The organism is Maribacter sp. (assembly GCF_039968975.1).
GTDB lineage: Bacteria > Bacteroidota > Bacteroidia > Flavobacteriales > Flavobacteriaceae > Maribacter.
This window is the reverse complement of sequence record NZ_JBDVOT010000079.1, coordinates 32,791-50,201: the sequence shown is the minus strand read 5'-3', so window position 1 is coordinate 50,201 and position 17,411 is coordinate 32,791. Positions and strand designations below refer to the sequence as shown.

The 17,411-nt window shown below is 35.6% G+C and carries 17 protein-coding genes; 7 read left to right on the top strand and 10 right to left on the bottom strand.

Annotation, left to right across the window (positions count from 1 at the left end; translation table 11 throughout):
- From ABJI11_RS05755 to ABJI11_RS05745, 3 genes are all read left to right on the top strand, one after another.
- Positions 1–334 (top strand): carboxypeptidase-like regulatory domain-containing protein (locus ABJI11_RS05755; RefSeq protein ID WP_348350260.1); only part of this gene is annotated, 334 nt, incomplete at its 5' end.
- A gap of 228 nt (positions 335–562) precedes the next feature.
- The gene (locus ABJI11_RS05750; RefSeq protein ID WP_348350258.1) at positions 563–2,830 is read left to right on the top strand and encodes an inorganic phosphate transporter; all 2,268 of its coding nucleotides are present in this window, start codon (positions 563–565) and stop codon (positions 2,828–2,830) included.
- A gap of 29 nt (positions 2,831–2,859) precedes the next feature.
- The gene (locus ABJI11_RS05745; RefSeq protein ID WP_348350256.1) at positions 2,860–3,579 is read left to right on the top strand and encodes a DUF6503 family protein; all 720 of its coding nucleotides are present in this window, start codon (positions 2,860–2,862) and stop codon (positions 3,577–3,579) included.
- Here ABJI11_RS05745 and nadD read toward each other — a convergent pair.
- The 6 genes from nadD to ABJI11_RS05715 form a co-directional block, all read right to left on the bottom strand.
- Positions 3,576–4,160 (bottom strand): nicotinate (nicotinamide) nucleotide adenylyltransferase, encoded by a 585-nt coding sequence (gene nadD, locus ABJI11_RS05740; RefSeq protein WP_348350254.1) that lies wholly within the window; start codon positions 4,158–4,160, stop codon positions 3,576–3,578. The two genes, ABJI11_RS05745 and nadD, sit on opposite strands and share 4 nt — an antisense overlap.
- Before the next feature lie 6 nt (positions 4,161–4,166).
- Entirely contained in the window at positions 4,167–4,748 is a 582-nt protein-coding gene (gmk, locus tag ABJI11_RS05735; RefSeq protein WP_348350252.1) for a guanylate kinase, read from the bottom strand.
- A complete protein-coding gene (locus tag ABJI11_RS05730) occupies positions 4,749–5,606 on the bottom strand; it encodes a YicC/YloC family endoribonuclease (RefSeq protein ID WP_348350250.1) in 858 nt (285 codons plus the stop codon). It abuts the gene before it with no gap.
- A 133-nt stretch (positions 5,607–5,739) separates the two neighbouring features.
- Positions 5,740–6,564 (bottom strand): DUF1080 domain-containing protein, encoded by an 825-nt coding sequence (locus ABJI11_RS05725; protein ID WP_348350248.1) that lies wholly within the window; start codon positions 6,562–6,564, stop codon positions 5,740–5,742.
- Positions 6,565–6,576: 12 nt separating this feature from the next.
- Positions 6,577–7,320: a DUF1080 domain-containing protein gene (locus ABJI11_RS05720; RefSeq protein ID WP_348350246.1), complete on the bottom strand. Its 744-nt coding sequence runs from the start codon at positions 7,318–7,320 to the stop codon at positions 6,577–6,579.
- A gap of 6 nt (positions 7,321–7,326) precedes the next feature.
- The gene (locus ABJI11_RS05715) at positions 7,327–8,379 is read right to left on the bottom strand and encodes a sugar phosphate isomerase/epimerase (protein ID WP_348350244.1); all 1,053 of its coding nucleotides are present in this window, start codon (positions 8,377–8,379) and stop codon (positions 7,327–7,329) included.
- Positions 8,380–8,540: 161 nt separating this feature from the next.
- Here ABJI11_RS05715 and ABJI11_RS05710 point away from each other — a divergent pair, with 161 nt between their 5' ends.
- Complete coding sequence (locus tag ABJI11_RS05710; protein WP_348350242.1) at positions 8,541–10,244, top strand: GMC family oxidoreductase; 1,704 nt, start codon at positions 8,541–8,543, stop codon at positions 10,242–10,244.
- A 64-nt stretch (positions 10,245–10,308) separates the two neighbouring features.
- Positions 10,309–10,770 carry an ASCH domain-containing protein gene (locus ABJI11_RS05705; protein WP_348350240.1) on the top strand — a complete coding sequence of 154 codons (462 nt, stop codon included), beginning with the start codon at positions 10,309–10,311 and terminating at the stop codon, positions 10,768–10,770.
- A 71-nt stretch (positions 10,771–10,841) separates the two neighbouring features.
- Here ABJI11_RS05705 and ABJI11_RS05700 read toward each other — a convergent pair whose 3' ends face one another.
- The 4 genes from ABJI11_RS05700 to ABJI11_RS05685 form a co-directional block, all read right to left on the bottom strand.
- Positions 10,842–11,981 (bottom strand): Gfo/Idh/MocA family oxidoreductase, encoded by a 1,140-nt coding sequence (locus ABJI11_RS05700; protein ID WP_348350238.1) that lies wholly within the window; start codon positions 11,979–11,981, stop codon positions 10,842–10,844.
- A gap of 156 nt (positions 11,982–12,137) precedes the next feature.
- Positions 12,138–13,367 (bottom strand): nucleoside permease, encoded by a 1,230-nt coding sequence (locus ABJI11_RS05695; protein ID WP_348350236.1) that lies wholly within the window; start codon positions 13,365–13,367, stop codon positions 12,138–12,140.
- Positions 13,368–13,811 (bottom strand): DinB family protein, encoded by a 444-nt coding sequence (locus tag ABJI11_RS05690; protein WP_348350234.1) that lies wholly within the window; start codon positions 13,809–13,811, stop codon positions 13,368–13,370.
- Between the two features lie 15 nt (positions 13,812–13,826).
- Positions 13,827–14,819 (bottom strand): sugar phosphate isomerase/epimerase family protein, encoded by a 993-nt coding sequence (locus ABJI11_RS05685; RefSeq protein ID WP_348350232.1) that lies wholly within the window; start codon positions 14,817–14,819, stop codon positions 13,827–13,829.
- A 173-nt stretch (positions 14,820–14,992) separates the two neighbouring features.
- Between ABJI11_RS05685 and ABJI11_RS05680 the strand changes: the two genes are divergently transcribed.
- Together ABJI11_RS05680 and ABJI11_RS05675 are read left to right on the top strand one after the other, a co-directional pair.
- Positions 14,993–16,702 (top strand): GMC family oxidoreductase, encoded by a 1,710-nt coding sequence (locus ABJI11_RS05680; protein WP_348350230.1) that lies wholly within the window; start codon positions 14,993–14,995, stop codon positions 16,700–16,702.
- On the top strand, positions 16,702–17,349 hold the full coding sequence (locus tag ABJI11_RS05675) for a gluconate 2-dehydrogenase subunit 3 family protein (RefSeq protein ID WP_348350228.1): 648 nt from the start codon (positions 16,702–16,704) through the stop codon (positions 17,347–17,349). Before ABJI11_RS05680 ends, ABJI11_RS05675 begins: the two co-directional genes overlap by 1 nt.
- Positions 17,350–17,411 lie beyond the last annotated feature (62 nt).

Sequence of the window (17,411 nt, the reverse complement as noted above, 5' to 3'; positions counted from 1 at the left end):
TTCTATTAAAGGTAAAATTTTAGACGGCGAGTTTTTTAATGAACCATTGTTAATGGCTACGGTAAGTATAGACAACGCAACTCTTTCTACACATACAAATTTTAGAGGTAATTTTGAATTTAACGATATTACTGCAGGCACGCATAATATTTTGGTTCAATTTGTAGGGTACGAACCGATAAACCTAGAAATTACCGTTAAAGAAGGAGAACAAACTGAAGTTTTAGAGACTTTATATGCTAAACAAATAGCACTGCCTTCTACTGCTAAAATAAGCACTACAACAGATGATGTTATCAGCTCAATAGCATTAGCTGCGAACAAAACAAAATAATCTTTCAGCGTATTCATCTACATTTTACCTGATCTTTTGTTTAAAAAGTGATTTTGATATCAAAACAAAAAATCATTTTCAAAAAGAAATTAGTATTTTCATCCACTAAACTTGGTTTTTTTGCATGTATTAACCATCATTGCAAAGTATACGATATTAACTTCATAACCTTATGTTAACCTTAATGATAATTTATAATATCATTTTTGTTCCTTATTTAGATTTTTGATGGGCGAGAACATATATTTATTCATGATTATTGCGTTGGCCGTTTTAGCCATAACAGATTTAATTGTTGGTGTCAGTAATGATGCCGTCAATTTTCTAAATTCAGCAATAGGGTCAAAAGCAATTTCCTTTAAAACCATTATGCTTGTTGCCAGTGTAGGTATCGCCTTTGGAGCAGTATCATCTAGTGGAATGATGGAAGTAGCAAGAAAAGGAATCTTTAATCCGTCAGAGTTTGTCTTTGCCGAAATCATGATTGTCTTTATGGCCGTTATGATCACCGATATTCTTTTACTCGATTTTTTCAACACATTGGGTATGCCTACTTCAACAACGGTATCTATCGTTTTTGAGTTGTTAGGTGCTGCAGTAGCCATTTCATTGGTAAAAATATATTCAGGAGATGGGGATTTCACCCATTTATCCAACTATATAAATACTGACAAGGCTACTGAAATTATTATAGGAATTTTATTATCTGTAGTCATTGCCTTTACCATTGGTGCTATTGTACAATTTTTTACCCGTGTTTTATTATCGTTCAAATTTAACGATAAGCCAAAGTGGGTGGGTGCTATTTTTGGCGGTATGGCCATTACAGCAATTATATATTTCATTCTTATTAAAGGTCTAAAAGGAACCTCTGTATTAAGTCCGGAAGCATCAATGTTTATTAGTGAAAACCCAGAACTATTTTTGCTGGGCAATTTAGTATTGTGGTTTGCAATTTCGTGGATGGCAACCACCTTCATGAAATGGAATATTTATACTATCATCATTATCCTAGGTACGTTTGCCTTGGCAATGGCTTTTGCCGGCAATGATTTGGTAAACTTTATTGGTGTGCCTTTGGCCGCTTTTGAATCTTTTATAAGTTGGTCAAATTCCGGTCAATTAGCTACGGAGTATAATATGAAAGGTTTAGCTGTTGCGGTACAAACACCAACATATCTGTTATTGGCTTCTGGAGTTATTATGGTGGTTACCTTATGGTTTTCTTCTAAAGCAAAAAACGTAGTAAAAACAAGTGTAGACCTTTCTAGACAAGATGAAGGCGATGAACGCTTTGAACCAAATTATTTGTCCAGACAAATCGTAAAATTTTCAATAAAAGCATCTGAAAACTTAAACAGTATAATACCGATAGCTTTACAAAAGAGAATTGATCAACAGTTCATAAAACCAACATCATACGCTCAAAAAGCAAAGGCAAAGGACCAACCTGCTTTTGACCTAATTAGAGCCTCGGTAAACTTAATGGTAGCAAGTGTATTGATATCTCTTGCTACTTCATTGAAACTTCCTTTATCTACTACATATGTAACTTTTATGGTGGCTATGGGTACATCTTTGGCAGATAGAGCTTGGGGTTCTGAAAGTGCCGTATATAGAGTTGCAGGTGTACTTAATGTTATTGGCGGGTGGTTCTTTACCGCAATCGTAGCATTCGTTGCTGCAGCAATAATCGCTTACATTATTCACTTAGGGGGTATTTATGCAATTAGTGCATTATTAATATTCGCATTCGTATTAATTGGCAAGAACTACCTTTCACATACCAAAAAATTAAAAGAAACCAAAGAAGAGGAGATTTTAGAGCGCGCAGAAAGTAGCTCAATCCAAGGTGTTATTGAAGAAAGCGCAAAGAACATTGCCAATGTTGTAAAAAGAGCGAATAAAATATACTCTAATTCTATTAACGGGTTAGCAAAGCAGGACCTTAACTCGCTTCATAAAAACAAAAAGCAAGGTGCTAAATTGGCCAATGAGATTGAAGATTTAAGAAACCACACCTTCTATTTCATCAAAAATTTAGAAGAAGCTCATATTGGCGCCAGTAATTTCTACATTAATGCCATGGGGCACTTAACCGATATTTCTCAATCATTGGAATATATAGGTAAAGTAAGCCATAAACATGTCAACAATAACCACAAGAAATTAAAGTACAATCAAATAAAAGAGCTTAAGCAGATTGATATAAAACTAGCAGAGATTTTAGATAATACCTATCATGCCTTTGAAGAAAGGTCTTTTGAAAAAATTGGTACTATACTTAATAACAAGCAAGAGTTATATGACTTGGTTTCTCAAAAAATAAGTGCACAAGTAGAGCGCACTAGGTCAGAAGAATCTAGTCCTAAAAACACGACGTTGTATTTCACTATTTTGCTTGAGACAAAAGATTTAATGACTGCAACCATGAATCTTCTAGAGCTGTATTACAAAGAGCATGATGCCGATGTTACACCAGCCACTTTAGATTAAGTAAGTTTCACTTTAAACAACACATATTTATGAAGTATTTTTTACTTTCCATTTTCATGCTTTCAGGTGTTTTAAGTAATGCCCAAGAAATAACCGGCAACGAATTATTAGAACGCGCAATAGCATTTCATGACCCAGAAGACCATTGGTCTACTTTTGAGGGCAAAATGCTAATTGAGATGGAGAATCCAAAAAGCAGTCCACGTAGTACGGTCGTAGAAATGAAATTGCCTAGTAATTATTTCAAAACTACAGTAACCAAAGATAATTACGTTATTGAATCTGAATTGGATAATAACGACTGTACCTTAAAATTAAATGGCAGTACTTCTATATTCCCTAAGATAAAAGATAGTTTGAACATTAGCTGTGACCGTGCTAAAATGATGAAAAACTACTATACATACCTATATGGGTTACCAATGAAACTAAAAGACCCAGGTACTATAATAGAAGACAAGGTCATTAAGAAAAGTTTTAAGGGCAAATCATATTTAGTTTTAAAAGCTACATATGAAAAAGAAGTAGGTAACGATACTTGGTATTTCTACTTTGACCCTAAGACCTATGCTATGGAAGTGTATCAGTTTTTTCATGATGAAAGCAAAAACGACGGAGAATATATTTTTCTTTCTGAAATGATTACCGTAAACGGAATTAAAATACCTAAAGTACGTAAGTGGTATTATAATAAAGGAGATGTATTTTTAGCTACAGATAATCTTCGCAAAGCCAATAGTATAGATTAACGATAAAAATTCATTTCATCCATATACTTCCAAACTTCTGGCGGCAGCAAAGGCTTGATGTTTTTACCGTTTTTATGCTCTTTACGAATAAATGTAGAAGAGATTTCCATGATAGGTGCATTTACACGATGAATCTTTTTATGATCCTTAAATTGATGCTCAATAGCCCCTTCCGATATTCTTGGGTACACATACAAGTGGTGCAGATCTAAGATAGCTTCGTAATTCTTCCACTTGTGAAGACCTTTTAGATTGTCTTCGCCCATAATCAATGAAAAATCATATCCTTCAGGATATTTTTCTTCTAAATGTACTAAAGTGTTTATGGTGTAATTGGGTTGCGGCAAATTAAATTCAATATTGCTAGGTTTTAGCTTATCATAATCTTTGGTAGCTTCATACACCATTTCAAATCTTTGATGATTATCTAGAAGCGTTTTCTTGGTCTTAAACGGACTTTGAGGCGTTACTACAAACCAAACCTCATCTAAGTCTGAAAACTCTACCATATGGTTTGCTATAACCAAATGACCAATATGAATAGGGTTAAAGGTACCAAAGTATAATCCTACCTTTTTCATGTGTATTTATTCTTTATCGTCAGAAACGAAAGATGCTACTAAATCTACAGCCTCTTTTAAAGCTACATCAAGATCATAATTCTTAATAATCTCATCAAATTGAGGTGCCGTTGCCAATTCTACAGATGCTTTTGCAATACGCATATTTATTTTGTCTTCACTTTCAGTACTTCTCTTCTTAAGTCGAATCTTAAGTTCATCAACACTTGGTGGTTTTACAAAAACAGCCAACGTTTGATCAGGAAATTTTTTCTTTATTCTTAAACCTCCAACAACATCAATATCGAAAATTACGTTCTTTCCCTCTGCCCAAAGTCGTTCTACTTCACTTTTTAACGTACCGTAAAAATTATCTCTATACACTTCTTCCCACTCTAAAAAATCATCATTCTTGATATGATTTTTAAATTCGGAAACCGACATAAAATAATAGTGCTCATTATGCTTTTCCTTCCCCCTTCTAGGACGCGAAGTTGCAGATACAGAAAAAGCCAAATTCAATTCTGGCTGTGCCAATAAGTGGCGTACAATGGTTGTTTTTCCACTACCTGATGGCGCAGAAAAAATGATTAGTTTTCCACCTTTCATCTATAGTACGTTTAACATTTGTTCTTTAATCTTCTCTAGTTCATCTTTCATTTGCACCACTATTTGCTGCATAGGAGCAAAGTTTGCCTTAGAACCGATCGTATTAATTTCACGACCAATCTCTTGAGAAATGAATCCTAATTTTTTACCGTTACTATCGTCTGACTGTAAAGTTTTACTGAAGTAATCTAAATGATTTGCCAAGCGAACTTTCTCCTCAGTAATATCATACTTCTCTAAATAATAAATAAGTTCTTGTTCAAACCTATTTGCATCTACATCGGCCTTTATATCTTGAACAGCCTTTTCTAAGCGCTCACGAATAGTAGCTTGCCTATCTGGATCTATACTTACAACCTCTTCTAAAAGCTTTTTCAATGAAGATATTCTTTCAAGAAAATCTTTCTCCAAAACACTACCTTCTTCTGACCTAAACTCATTAATTTCCACCAAGGCACCTTTCAATGCCTCTTTTATAGCCTCATATTCAGATTCATCGATATCTTCCTTATCGGTCTTCATAGCATCAGGAAAACGCAATGCCATTTCCAATAATCTTAGGTCATCACCATCGGCAATGTTTTTCAACTGACCCATATATTGTTTAACCGCAACTTCATTAACCTGAGTAGAGGTTTCGTTACCGGTAAGCTCAACATAAAGATTAAAATCTACCTTACCTCGTAACAAAGAATTAGCGACCAACTTTCGCAGTTCTAATTCCTTTTCACGATAACCAGAAGGCATACGTGCATTTAAATCAATACTCTTACTATTAAGCGATTTTATTTCTACCGTAATTTTCTTGTTAGGTAGTTGAACTACATGCTTTCCGAAGCCGGTCATCGATTGAATCATAAATACATTTTAAGATTAAGACAAAGGTAAGGTAAATGAGAAATTTATTGTAAATCTTCTAGCCCTACTTAAACAGTTAAGGAGCAAACAAGAAATACGCTTATTTGCTCCTTAACTTATAATTGATAAAATATTAAAGTTCTCTAACCCAAATATTTCTAAAACTTACACGACTATCGTCACCGTGATCTTGCAACATTAAAGGTCCTTTACCATGTGCTGGGTTTTTAGGCCACCCAATATAAGGTGTTGTTCCTTTAAGTTCTACATGATCTTGAACCAAAATTCCGTTATGGATTACGGTAATATCTCCAGATTTTATCTTGCCACCATCCACATTAAATTCTGGTGCATGATAAATGATATCGTAGGTATTCCATTCACCTGTTGGCATAGAAGCCATAGCTAATGGTACATGCTGCTTATAAATAGACCCCACTTGTCCATTAACATAAGTTGGATTGTCATTTTGATCCAATACTTGCACTTCATATATTCCGTTAAGAAACACACCGCTATTGGCTCTATTTTGCCCTTCTCTCTGTACTGGTAAAGGAGATTTCCACTCTATATGCAACTGTACATCTCCAAAATCCTGCTTGGTCTGTATGTTTCCAGTTTTATCATTTACCGTCATACTACCGTCTTTGTTCACGTGCCATTTAGCCGCAGTACTATCGTTAGTACTGATCCAATTGTCTAAATTGGCACCACTAAAAAGTACAATAGCATCACTAGGGGCAGAGCTAGCCGTTGCCGGTTTAACAACTGCTACCTTAGGCTCATAAAATTCAGTCCCCTCTGGTGTAGTTGGTTCTTCGCCCATGTATTCTTCATAAACGATTACACTATCCTTAACAGCTTCTAACCCTCCGTCAGTAGCTACCGTTACTTTTTCTTGACAAGAAATCACTCCTAAAGAAGCAACTAACAATAGTAATGAATATCTATTTTTCATACGTATATGCTATTAAAGTTGTTTGATTTTTATGTTTCTAAATGCTACTACATTATGGTGATCTTGCAGTCCGATTTTACCGGTTGTATATTTTCCGAATCCGTCCCAACCTGCAAATTTTGATTTTGCGACCATAGCGTCCCATTCTTCGTTTGCCACAGGAAAGGTTACCATTTCTGTTCCGTTTAGCATAACACTTCCTGTATGCTCTTCGTGATTAACTGTAATCACCATAGTATTCCATTCCCCAACTGGCTTAGTAACATCTTTTGCCGGTGAAACCATATCATACAATGCACCAGCTTGGTGGGTTGTGCCCGCCTTAGCATCTGGATGTTTATCGTTATCCAATATTTGAATTTCAGGGCCAGTTTGATATCCTGTTCCAAATTTTTCATCCTCACTAACACCCCAAAATACACCGCTATTACCTGCTTCAGAAATTTTCCAATCTAATGTCAATACAAAATTGGTAAACTCCTCTCTAGTAACAAGATCATGATTTTTATTCTCTTCACCTTCTGCTGGTGGCGTGTATACCAAAGCATCACCTTCAATTTTCCAGGCATCACTTACTCCGTCGGTTTTGAACTCCTTCCATTTATCTAAAGAAGTACCGTCAAACAATACCTCCCAATCATTATCAACAACCATAGTTTCTTCAACTACGACCGCTTCAGTTTTCTCCTTTTTTTCTTGCTTACATGCCACGAGAGCTAAAACACATACTGCACTTACTATATATTTATTCATCATCTATTTTTAAAGTCCCAACATTTTCTTCAACATTTCTTTATCTATCTCTGCACCTGCAAAATCATCAAAGGTTTTTTCTGTAGCTTCAATAATGTGGTCAGATATAAATTTGGCACCTTCACGCGCACCCTGCTCTGGGCTCTTAATACAACATTCCCATTCCATTACCGCCCAAACGTCACAACCGTATTGTGTTAATTTAGAAAATATGGTTTTAAAATCTATTTGTCCGTCACCCAACGAACGGTATCTTCCTGCTCGATCACCCCAATCATTATAACCGCCAAAAGCACCTTTTTTACCTGTTGGGTTAAATTCAGAATCCTTTACGTGGAAAGACTTTATAAACTCATGATAGTGATCTATATATGTAATATAATCTAACTGTTGCAATACAAAGTGACTTGGATCATAAAGAATGTTTACTCGTTTATGATTGCCAGTAGCTTCTAGAAAACGCTCAAAAGTGTCACCATCATGTAAATCTTCCCCTGGATGAATTTCATAACAAACATCAACACCTTCTTTATCAAAATGATTTAAAATCGGCGTCCATCTCTTTGCTAATTCTTCAAAACCCATTTCCACTAAACCAGCTGGTCTTTGTGGCCAAGGGTGCATAGTATGCCATAATAAAGACCCAGAAAAAGTAGCATGAGCCTTTAATCCTAGTCTTCTACTAGCAGTTGCAGCTTTTTTTACGGTTTCAATTGCCCACTCTGTTCTAGCTTTAGGATTGCCATGAACATTACTAGGAGCAAAAGAATCGAACATTAAGTCATATGCAGGATTAACCGCAACCAATTGTCCCTGTAAGTGTGTTGAAAGTTCTGTAATTTCTAACCCATAAGAGTTTACTTTGGCTTTTAACTCATCGCAATAGGTCTGACTTTCAGCTGCTTTGTCCAAATCGATTAAAAAACTTTCCCAAGTTGGAATTTGAATTCCTTTATATCCTAGATCAGCTGCCCATTTACACATTCCGTCCAAGGAATTAAATGGAGCTTTACTGTCTACAAACTGTGCCAAGAATACGGCTGGTCCTTTGATTGTTTTCATAAAAATATACTATCAGTTGTTGTTTGAATTTGTTGTTGACTTTGAGATATAAAATCTCTCAAAATATCTTATATTTAAGAATTATATCAGGTTCTTCTAGATACTTTAGAGATTTGCCATAAATATAGGGAATACCATCAGAAAAAGATAAAATTTCAAGCATGAATCAAAATGAAATATTCGACGCAATTGTTGTCGGAACAGGAATAAGCGGCGGCTGGGCTGCTAAGGAATTAACAGAGAAGGGCTTAAAAACGCTTGTCTTGGAACGGGGCCCAATGGTCAAGCATATTGAAGATTATCCTACAATGAACGATGACCCTTGGGATTATCCGTTAAAAGGCAAATTATCCAAAGAGGACCAAGAAAAATACCATGTACAAAAAAGAGTGATTTGGGCACCAACCGAAGATTCTAAACACTTTTTCGTAAACGATTTAGATCACCCTTATGTAGAAACAAAACGTTTTGATTGGATACGCGGTTATCAAGTTGGTGGTAGATCACTGACCTGGGGAAGACAGAGCTACCGATGGAGCGATATAGATTTTGAAGCGAATAAAAAGGATGGCGCTGGTGTAGATTGGCCTGTGAGATATAAAGATATTGCGCCATGGTATGACAAGGTCGAAGAATATATTGGCGTAAGCGGTGAAGCTTTAGGGCTAGAGGTATTACCTGATGGTAAATTTCAGCCTGCCATGAAATTGAATTGTGTTGAAGAAGATTTTAAGAAAACTACGGCAGAAAAATTTGATGATGGCCGTTTAATAACCATAGGTAGAACAGCACACATTACAGACCCCAATGCTACTTTTGAAGGTCGTGGAACATGCCAAAATAGAGATCGTTGCTGGCGCGGATGCCCATTTGGAGGATATTTCAGCAGTAACTCTTCCACATTACCTGCTGCCGAGCGCACTGGGAACATGACCTTGAGACCCAATTCTATAGTACATGAAATTATATATGACGATACTACTAAAAAAGCAACAGGTGTACGAGTAATCGATGCAGAGACCAATGAAAAACTAGAGTTTAAAGCAAAGGTGATTTTTCTATGTGCATCTGCAATGGCATCGGTAGGTATTTTATTGCAATCAAAATCTGAACGTTTCCCTAACGGATTAGGCAATGATTCTGATGCTTTAGGAAGAGGTATTATGGATCACCATTACAAATTAGGCGCAACCGCAAAAGTAGATGGGTATTTAGACAAATATTATAAAGGAAGACGTGCAAACGGATTTTATATACCTCGTTTTGTGAACATGAATGCGGAAACTAAACGCGAAGGATATTTACGCGGTTTTGGTTATCAAGGAACAGCAAGTAGAGGAGATTGGTCTGCAGAAATTGGTGAATTAGGATATGGAAAAGATTTAAAAGAATCCGTATTAAAACCTGGCAGATGGACTATTGGTGTAACAGGATTTGGAGAATTTCTACCCTATGATGACAACAGAGTAACACTTAGCCCTACCGAAAAAGATAAATGGGGATTGCCTCAATTAGCTTTTGACGTTGAGTTTAAGGAAAATGAATATAAGATGCGTGAAGATATCAAGAAAGAAATTGTGAACATGTTTGAAGCTGCAGGCTTTAAAGATGTAGCATCTTATGAAGAACCTAATGGACCTGGCCTGGGTATTCATGAAATGGGTGGCGCCAGAATGGGACATAGTGCAAAGACTTCTATCATCAACAAGAACAACCAAGTACATTTAGTACCAAATGTGTATGTAACCGACGGTGCTTTTATGTCTTCCTCTAGTTGTGTTAACCCGTCTTTGACCTATATGGCATTTACCGCAAGAGCAGCAAATCATGCAGCTGAACAATTAAAAGCAGGTAAATTTTCTTGATATTAAAATTAATTACAAAGTATTACGTTTATTAAATCCTATAGATTAAAGAAAATATCAGCTTATGGAAAATGCTTCAGCCAGAAATATGTGGGGTAATTATTTGAAGAATCATCTTGAAGATGTCTCTCACACGACACCAAAAACTATGTGTTTTGGCGACAATGAACAAGATGCCAACGAAAACTCTAGATTAATACAGAGCGGAGCTAGAAAGGCAATTTCACATTCTTTACTAGGTTTACAAAACCGTAATGAAGCTTTACCAAAAATAGGAGATTATATAGTAGTCACAAATTGGAGTGGTGAAGCACAATGTATCATTGCTACCACCGCCGTTTCTCTTAAACCGTATTTCAGTATTGATGCTACTTATGCTCAATTAGAAGCAAATGGAGACAAATCATTAGACAGCTGGAAAAAGTATCATTGGGACTTTTTTACCAGAGAATTACAAGAATTCAAAAGAGAACCAAGAGAAAGTATGATTGTTGTATGCCAACATTTTAAAGTGGTAAATTCTTAATTTTCACTTTAAGTTTATAAAACAAAAAGAGCCGCAAATTGCGGCTCTTTTTTATACTTTGAAATGACAATTTAGTTCTCTAAAGCTACCCAAGTATTTCCGCTTTTATGCGAATCTACGGTTGCTTCAATAAAGTTCATACCACGAACACCATCTGTCATAGTTGGGAATTCGCCGTCATTATATTTTTCACCTCTAATTGCTCTTGCAACACCTTTATAAATGTTCGCCATAGAATCAAAAATACCTTCTGGATGACCAGCTGGTAGTTTAGTACCATCTAAAGACAATTCAGAATTATATGCATGACCAGGCTTGTAAATTTGTGTAGGCTCCGTATCACTTAACTTATATAGAAAATTAGGTTTTTCCTGTTCCCATCTAAAAGCACCTTTCTCACCATAAATTGAAATGGCTAATCCGTTTTCTTCACCCGTAGCTACTTGACTACCTCTAATAACACCTTTTACATGGTCACCCATACGTATAAGTACAGTACCATCAACATCCATTTGGTTATCCTCGTAAAGATAATTGAAGTCGCTAAGTAATTTATTTATTTTAAGTCCGGTTGTATACTCCACCATATTAAATGCATGCACACCAATATCTGCCATACAAGAACTAATACCTGCTTTTTTAGGATCTAATCTCCAAACAGAAGATCTTTTTTCCTTGTCATGAATAATAGTATTAATCCACCCTTGGTAATAAACTGCATCTACCTTATGAATTTTACCTAAAGCACCAGCTTTAATCATTTCACGCATTTGGCGTACCATAGGGTAACCTGTATATGTGTGGGTTAAAGCGAAAACAGTACCAGCATTTTCATGAGATTTCTGCAAATCCTTTGCTTCTTCTAAAGTTGTTGTCATCGGCTTTTCACAGATTACGTGAAAACCGTTATCCAATAACTTCTTAGCCATTGGGTAATGCAAAAAGTTAGGTGTTAGAATAGAACATACTTGAATACGTTCATCTTCTGGTAATTTTAATTCCTCTTCAATTAAGGTATCAAAATCTTTATAAATTCTATTTAAGGGAACATCTATTTCTTTGGCGAATTCTATGCTAGTATCGTAATCAGGATTAAAAACAGCTCCTGTTATTTCATAATTATCATTAATAAAAGATGCTACTCTGTGCAATACTCCTATTAACGAATCTCCACCTCCACCTAATATTCCTAATCGTATTTTCTTTGGCATTTTGTTGTTGTTTAAGTTGAAAATATTATTGTTTAAAATCCTTTCGGATTTAATTGTTATTTTAATATCTGAAAAAATCACTCAATTTATCTACTGAAAAACAACTATAGTACATAATGAGTTACAATTTTCAGGCGTTTAAATTAAAGAATTTATCTAAGATTGATATTCTATTTTCTCTGTTTTAAAGAAAATCGCGAACAATATAAATACAGCAAGCGCAAAACCAGCTGGATACATCCAGATGGTTTCCCAAACATGTTTGCCATCTTCTAAAAGGTAAGCGGTAGAAATTTTTCCTGCAATCCAAAACCCAATTAACATACCTACACCATATGTAGCCAATGTAATAAGTCCTTGTGCTGAACTTTTGAATTTATCGCCAGCCTTGCTATCGGTATAAATTTGCCCAGAGACAAAGAAGAAATCATAACATATACCATGTAGCGCAATACCCACAATTAGTGATAGACCTAGACCTTCTGCATCGCCAAATGCAAATAACAAATACCGAATTACCCAAGCTGCCATAGCAACTAAAATTGTTTTCTTAAAACCAAATTTGGTGAAGAAATAAGGGAGTAACAGCATAAATATAATTTCAGAACCTTGACCTAGCGTCATTTTCCCGGTAGGGTTATCCATACCCACCTCCACCAGAAACGGATTCGCATTTTGATAATAGAATGCTAATGGAATACAAATTAACACCGACGAGATAAAGAATATTAAAAAGTTCTTATCCTTAAATAAACTCAAAGAATCTAATCCTAATAACTCTTTTATGCCCAGCTTCTCTGAACTGCTAGCTTTAGGCGGAGTTTTAGGTAATGTAAAACTGAACAATCCTAAAATTAAAGATGCTATTGATGTCATCAAAAAGGTATTTTTAAGTAGACCTCTTTCAATATTTCCTTCTTGGTCCCAACTAAAAATATAACTTATTGAAACTCCAGCAATAATCCACCCTACAGTTCCAAAAACACGAACCATTGAAAACTCTTTTGCAGGATTCTTCATTTGGTTAAACGAAACTGAATTTACCAATGCCAAGGTAGGCATGTACAAAATCATGTAGGCTAAAACCAAGATATAAAATCCATCGAATGCTGTACTTTGGCACATGAAATACATAAGAACAGCACCAAAAAGATGTAAAGCTCCCAAAATTCTCTCTGCATTAAAATACCTATCAGCAATAATACCAATAACAAAGGGAGCAATAATAGCTCCCCATGATTGTGTTGAAAATGCCAAGGCTATTTCACTGTCTGTTGCTTTTAGATTGTTACCTAAAAAAGTACCTAGAGTAACAAACCATGCACCCCAAATAAAGAATTCTAAAAACATCATAAAGCACAGCTGCGCTCTAACTTTATTCTTCATTTATCTTCTGTAATAAACATAATCTGAGCTTATAGGTGTTTCATCAATATTTCTAAAATCTACGGCAATTTGCCCCCTATGACTTGTAGAATGGTTGATGATATGAAAAAGAATGTCTTGTAGGGTGTTGGTAAATAAACGCCCTTCTGAATTTTCATAATCTATACGCTTATCAAAATTATCGGCATTAGTAACTATTTCGAACGAACTACGTTGATTTTCATAATGAATATCTGCCCAATTCTTCACCTCATGTTCTTGCCAAACCTCATATTTAATAGGTTTGTTCAATATTCTTGCATTCCAAATATGGTGTGCATTTAAAATATGACTAAACAAACGCATGGTTTCTGTTGGCACTCTATCGAGCCCCAAACACTGCTCTATGAGTTTCTTATTACAGTGAAAATTATAATCGAATATTTCATTAAAAAAAGTCTCCATAAATCTCCCACTTGATTATTCTATTTCTTTTGCTGCCTTTAGCAAAAGATCTCTGGTAGCGATGATACCATCAGCCTCACTTATTTCAGATCCTTCGTATTCTACACCGATAAATCCAGTATAGCCTGCATTATTTACAATTTTCAGCATTTCTACATAATCAATACCGGTATCATAACCATCTGCGTCAAAGTTATTAGACTTTGCACTCACTGCTTTTGCATAAGGCATTAATTCTTTAACACCTTTATATTTGTCATACTCCTTAAGGCAGTCCCAACTATCTGGTTTGCGCTCAATACAAAAGTTTCCAAAATCAGGTAAACTTCCACAGTTATCCATATTTACGGTTTTCATTACTTGGGCATGTAATTCTCCGTTAGAAGACAGTCCACCATGGTTTTCAACCAATACATTAATACCCTTGGTTTTTGCATAGGTAGCCAATTTCGTAAGTCCGTCTACAGAATTCTTGATCCATTCTTCTGGAACATTACTACCGTTTAGATTTACTCTTATTGCATGACAACCCATTGCTGCAGCTGCATCTACCCATTTTTTATGTTTCTCTACCGTTTCATTTCTTTCGGCTTCATCATTAACAGCTAAATTACCTTGACCGTCAATCATGATCAAAACATTTTGCATTCCGTATTTTTCTGCTTCTGCATTAGATTTTGCAACGAAATTTGCCATAGCTTCTTCAGAATAACCGGCATCTTCCAATTCAGGATTATATAATTGGCTTACATACTCTAAACCTGTAAATCCCCAATCCTTGGCTTTTTTGGCGAAAGAATATGGATCTACACCATCTTCTCTAATCATTTTGTGCATAGACCATTGTGCCAAAGACAATTTAAAAAATGGAGTTGCAGCACTTTCTTCCATTACAATTTCTGCATTTTCTACTTTTTCTTTTTTAGTTTCCTTACAAGCGTAAGTTCCTAGTAACGAGATACCGATACCTGCCATAGATGCAAATCTGATAAAACTTTTTCTTTTCATGTTTTGGTTGTTTGTTGTTGTTTGAAATATAATATTAAGCATTGACGTTAAATTAACAAATAAGTACATTAATCTAACTCAAGGTTAATTTTAGCGAATTTCGCAATAAGAATGGACATTAAATGTATAGAATTAATTTAATATTTAATAAATTTAGAGATTAAACAACTTTTATGAGCAAATTTTATTATAACAAAGAACAGGAATCTTACGACGCCATAGTTGTAGGTACCGGAATTAGTGGTGGTTGGGCCGCGAAAGAATTATGTGAGGCAGGGCTAAATACATTAGTTTTAGAACGTGGTCGTATGGTAAAACATATTGATGATTATGAGACTGCAAATATGGATCCATGGGATTTTCCTAATGCAGGGCAACCAACTAAAGAAATCATTGAGCAACAACCAAAGCAAAATAGAACGGGTTATACTACAAACCAAGCCAGTAATATGTGGTTTGTAAATGACCTTAAACATCCATACAACGAAACAAAGCGATTTGATTGGATGCGAGGATATCACCTAGGTGGTCGTTCTCTTCAATGGGGCCGTCAAAGCTACCGTTTAAGTGATATTGATTTTGAAGCTAACAAAAAAGAAGGTATTGCTGTAGATTGGCCTGTTCGTTATAAAGATATTGCACCTTGGTACGATAAGGTAGAAACATACATTGGTGTTAGTGGTGAGAACTTAGGTTTGGAGCAATTACCTGATGGTCAATTTTTACCAATGATGGACTTAAATTGCGTAGAGCAAGAGTTCAGAGAAAAAGTAGCAGAGAATTTTAATGGCCGTGTAGTAACCGCCGGTAGAACAGCACACATTACAGGAACCAAGCAATTTGACGGTAGAAGCAAGTGTCAATTTAGAAATAGATGTATTAGAGGGTGTCCTTTTGGAGCTTACTTTAGTAGTCTTTCTTCAACATTGCCGGCAGCAGAAGCTACCGGTAATATGACACTTAGACCAGATTCAATTGTACATGAGGTAATTTATGACCCAAAGACAAAGAAAGCTACAGGTGTAAAGGTTATTGATGCAAACACTAAAGAAACATTTGAATTTAAGGCAAAAGTTATCTTCTTGTGCGCATCTGCAATTGCATCAACTTCAATATTAATGCAATCTAAATCTGAGACTTTCCCTAATGGTATGGGTAATGAATCTGACCAATTGGGACGTAACATTATGGATCATCAACTTCAAGTAGGGGCTTCTGGAAAATTTGACGGCTTTGAAGATAAATACTATAAAGGAAGAAAACCTAGTGGTATCTACATTCCAAGATTTAGAAACTTAGGTGGAGATTCTGATAGAGATTATTTAAGAGGATTCGGTTATCAAGGCGGAGCTTCTAGAGGTAACTGGGAAGAGTCTATTGCCGAACTATCTCATGGTAAAGATTTAAAAGATGCTGTTTTAAAACCAGGCGGATGGACATTTGGTATGATGGGCTTTGGAGAAGTACTACCTTACGAAAACAACAGATTCACCTTAGACTACGATAAGTTAGATGATTGGGGATTACCAACGGTTACTTTCGATGCAGAGCTTCAAGAAAACGAACTTAAAATGCGTAAAGACATTTTAGAGTCGGCAGTTGACATGTTAGAAAAAGCTGGACTCAGAGATGTAAAAGGGTATGATAATGAAAGTGCATTAGGTTTAGGTATTCATGAGATGGGAACTGCCCGTATGGGTAGAGACAGGAAAACATCTGTTTTAAATGGGAACAATCAATTACATGATGTACCCAATGTATATGTAACTGACGGGTCATTTATGACTTCTGCCAGTTGTGTAAACCCATCTTTAACTTATATGGCTTTTACAGCCAGAGCTGCAAACCACGCAGTTGAACAACTTAAAAAAGGAAACATATAATGGATAGAAGACGTGTATTAAAAAATATGGGAATGTCACTTGGATATATGGTGGCCACCCCAACTCTATTGTCAATTGTTCAAAGCTGTAAAAGTGAACCAGCCCTAACTTGGACCCCAGAATTCTTGGCTCAAAATGAAGGTGCAGTACTTTCTAAACTGGTAGATATTATTCTACCTAAAACTGACACACCTTCTGCATCAGAAGTACAAGTTGATATCTTTATTGACAGATTTGCAAAAGATGTTATGGAAAAGGAACAGCAAGATTTCCTTAAAATGTCCATGAATAAATTTATAGATAAGGCATTGGCAGATTCTGGTAAAGAAAATGCTGAAGACTTAACTACTGAAGATTTAGAACCAGTTTTGGCAAGTTCTTTAAAATATACCAAAGATCAGCAAGCTGAAATGTTTGAGACCATTAACAGTTATACCAAGGCCATATCTGAAGGTACCACTGCAGAAATAGATGATGAGATATCTAGATTTGCTTTTGCCAATAATTTAAGAGGTATGACTATATGGGGCTATAAAGCTTCTGAATATGTAGGCGAAGAAGTATTGGCGTATTTACCTGTACCAGGTGAGTATGTACCTTGTGGAGATATGCAAGAGCTTACAGGAGGTAAGGCATGGTCCTTATAACACAATAACATATCAAATATTTAAAGCCAAGAACATGATTATTCATCGTTCTTGGCTTTTTT